Consider the following 2,587-nt stretch of genomic DNA (forward strand, 5'->3'; position numbering starts at 1 on the left):
CCGTCTCGTCGGCGACGACGCAGTGCTGGCTTGGCTGCGCGCCGCTCCGGATCTCGTCGCTTCGGGGCTCGCCCGGGCGATCACCACGCTGGGTATCGAACTTCAGCGCAATATACAGGAAATTGAGCTGACCGGCCAAACCCTCGGTGCCCGCTCGGGCTCGCTTGAGTCGAGTACCAGTCTGCAAATCGACCAGAGCGGCGACAGGATTGCAGCAACGATCTCCAGCGGCAGCGCATATAAACACGCTCGCGAATATAGCTTCTCTGGTGCGGTTGCCATCAGAGCGAACCTGCGCCGTAGGACAAAGGCGTTCGCACGCCCGATACCCAGGAAGCCGATCAGTATGCGGCCGTACACCCGCCCGATAGACGTTCCGGAGCCCTCTTTTTTGCAGTCGGCGCTGGAAGATATGGACCCGGCGATCCGCGATGAGGTGGAAGCGGCATTGCGCGAGGCACTAACGCCATGATGATCGCCCTGCACATGATTTTTGTTTCCTCGTCCTCAGGATCAGAAGCGACGGGTCTCGTTTTATCGACGGGCATCGCATCAATGTATCGCCGCGGCCTGGCGTTCGAAATCGACCGATGATAGTTCGTGAAACGATCTACGCGGCATTATGGGACCTCGCCGCAAGTGCGGCGCAGTTCACCAGTACAAATCGCCGTCTGCGACATTGGACGGACGTGGCTCCGGCGGAGCAGCCGGCGTTGTTCATGAGCGAAAAAGGGGGCCAAGCCGTGATAAAGAAGCTTGGCGCGCCGATCGTATGGACACTTTACGCCGATTTCTACTTGTACGCCCATTCAAGCGACCCCTATTTGGCGCCAGTAACGATTTTAAACCCGCTGCTTGATGCGTTCGAGGCCGCGCTCGCACCGTCACCGGCGACGGGGATCCAGAACCTCGGGCTGCCTCAAATGGTTCAGCACGCCTACATCGTGGGCAAGATTCAGACTGACGAAGGCGTACTCGGGGATCAGGCCATAGCGATCGTACCCGTCGAAATACTCTGCATTTGACGTTCGCGCGGTTTATCAAAGCGGGCCTCCGTTGAGACGGTGCGCCTCGTAGTCCTTAAATACGTTTTATTCGACGGAGTGACCAATGGCCGAGGAAGATCACAGCACCAACCAAGCTGCCGCGCCTCCTTCGATCGAGCAGCTGATTGAACGCTGGTGGGCCGACCATTTCCCGGGCTCGGCGGTCGCCCGCGACACGCAGGCCTGGAATATCGCCCACGCCGCCAAGGAGAGGCTGAAGCGGCTCTTGAAGGGGAGTAAATGACATGCAATTAAGCTTCGGCTCCGGCGCAATATGGGGAGAACGCACCGATGTAATCGGGTCGGGCATCGGTCCACGACAATTCGGCGTGCTGCAGGACATACAGATCGATTTCGACTGGAGCGACAAAGAGCTCTACGGCCAGCTTCAGTTTCCTGTGGCAATAGCCCGTGGGCAGGGCAAGATAGTCGGGAAAGCTAAATTCGCGCAGATCCTCGGTTTGCTGTATTCGGATATCTTTTTCGGGGTGACACCAGCTACGGGGCAGTTCGCCGTCTCGCAGCTGGAGGCCGCGACGGTTCCGGCGACGACGCCCTACAGCGTCATTCCCGCCAATGCCGCGAGCTACAATGATGATCTCGGCGTCAGCTACGCCGCAACCGGCAAGCGTTTCAACCGAGTGACCACACCTTCGACTACCGGCCAATACTCGGTCAACTTCGCTACCGGCGCATATATTTTCTCGTCTGCCGACGCTAATGCCGCGATTTTGATCTCGTACACATATAACCTCCCGACAAGCGGCAACAGACTGACCCTCGCGAACCAGCCGATGGGTATTACTCCTACGTTCAAGGCGACGTTTTACACTGCCTACAACGGCAGCGGCACCGCGCTCCGTCTGAACGCGTGCACGGCAAATAAATTGTCACTACCGACTAAGCTCGATGCTTGGACGATCAGCGAGCTCGATTTCATGGCCTTCGCCGACGCTTCGGGAACGATCGGCTATCTGAGTACGGTGGAATGATGATCCCCGGTGTGGCGGTCGCAATGGGCGGCCAGGATTGGATAGTGCCGCCACTTACCCTCGGCCAGCTCCGCCGGTTGATGCCCAAGGTAAGGCAACTGACCGAAATCGGTGCGGCGATGGGCGAAGCACAAATCAACGTGCTGATCGACATCGTCACCGCGGCGCTGCAGCGCAATTATCCCGAGACGACGCCGGACAGGGTCGAGGATTTGCTCGATCTCGGGAATGCAAGTGCCGTCCTGAATGCCGTCCTGACCGGCTCCGGCCTGAAGCCGAGCGGAGCCGCTATGGGGGAAGCACCAGCCCTCGGGACGAGCCCGGGGGCAGGCAGCGGGAGCGCCAGGTTAGTTTCGAACATGATTTCGGGGCCGGCGACCCTTGGGGAGAAATCTATGGTCTCCTCGCGACCGCCTGTGGATACAGCTACCCCATAATTGACGAGATGACGCTCTTCCAGATCGAAGAGCTGACATCCTACTGGGCACAACACCCGCCGGTGCACTTACTGGTCGCGGCCTATCTTGGCGTCGGGAAAAATAAAAATGC

Annotated in this window: 6 protein-coding genes; all 6 read left to right on the forward strand. The window is 58.9% G+C overall.

Annotated features, from left to right (window positions below; translation table 11 throughout):
- Positions 1–472 (forward strand): hypothetical protein (locus VNX23_RS04785; RefSeq protein ID WP_325628035.1); only part of this gene is annotated, 472 nt, incomplete at its 5' end.
- Positions 469–594 (forward strand): hypothetical protein, encoded by a 126-nt coding sequence (locus tag VNX23_RS04790; RefSeq protein ID WP_325628036.1) that lies wholly within the window; start codon positions 469–471, stop codon positions 592–594. The genes VNX23_RS04785 and VNX23_RS04790, both read left to right, overlap by 4 nt.
- Positions 591–1,025 carry a hypothetical protein gene (locus VNX23_RS04795; RefSeq protein ID WP_325628037.1) on the forward strand — a complete coding sequence of 145 codons (435 nt, stop codon included), beginning with the start codon at positions 591–593 and terminating at the stop codon, positions 1,023–1,025. The genes VNX23_RS04790 and VNX23_RS04795 overlap by 4 nt, the downstream gene beginning before the upstream one ends.
- An 85-nt stretch (positions 1,026–1,110) precedes the next feature.
- A complete protein-coding gene (locus VNX23_RS04800; protein WP_325628038.1) occupies positions 1,111–1,290 on the forward strand; it encodes a hypothetical protein in 180 nt (59 codons plus the stop codon).
- A gap of 1 nt (position 1,291) precedes the next feature.
- Entirely contained in the window at positions 1,292–2,038 is a 747-nt protein-coding gene (locus VNX23_RS04805) for a hypothetical protein (RefSeq protein ID WP_325628039.1), read from the forward strand.
- Positions 2,035–2,475 carry a hypothetical protein gene (locus VNX23_RS04810; RefSeq protein WP_325628040.1) on the forward strand — a complete coding sequence of 147 codons (441 nt, stop codon included), beginning with the start codon at positions 2,035–2,037 and terminating at the stop codon, positions 2,473–2,475. Before VNX23_RS04805 ends, VNX23_RS04810 begins: the two co-directional genes overlap by 4 nt.
- Positions 2,476–2,587 lie beyond the last annotated feature (112 nt).

Source organism: Bradyrhizobium sp., from assembly GCF_035570375.1.
Taxonomy (GTDB): domain Bacteria; phylum Pseudomonadota; class Alphaproteobacteria; order Rhizobiales; family Xanthobacteraceae; genus Bradyrhizobium.

Bases quoted from the DNA above. Each gene is read 5' to 3' on its own strand.
- VNX23_RS04790 (WP_325628036.1), top strand. From the start codon at position 469: ATGATGATCGCCCTGCACATGATTTTTGTTTCCTCGTCCTCAGGATCA.
- VNX23_RS04795 (WP_325628037.1), top strand. From the start codon at position 591: ATGATAGTTCGTGAAACGATCTACGCGGCATTATGGGACCTCGCCGCA.
- VNX23_RS04800 (WP_325628038.1), top strand. From the start codon at position 1,111: ATGGCCGAGGAAGATCACAGCACCAACCAAGCTGCCGCGCCTCCTTCG.
- VNX23_RS04805 (WP_325628039.1), top strand. From the start codon at position 1,292: ATGCAATTAAGCTTCGGCTCCGGCGCAATATGGGGAGAACGCACCGAT.
- VNX23_RS04810 (WP_325628040.1), top strand. From the start codon at position 2,035: ATGATGATCCCCGGTGTGGCGGTCGCAATGGGCGGCCAGGATTGGATA.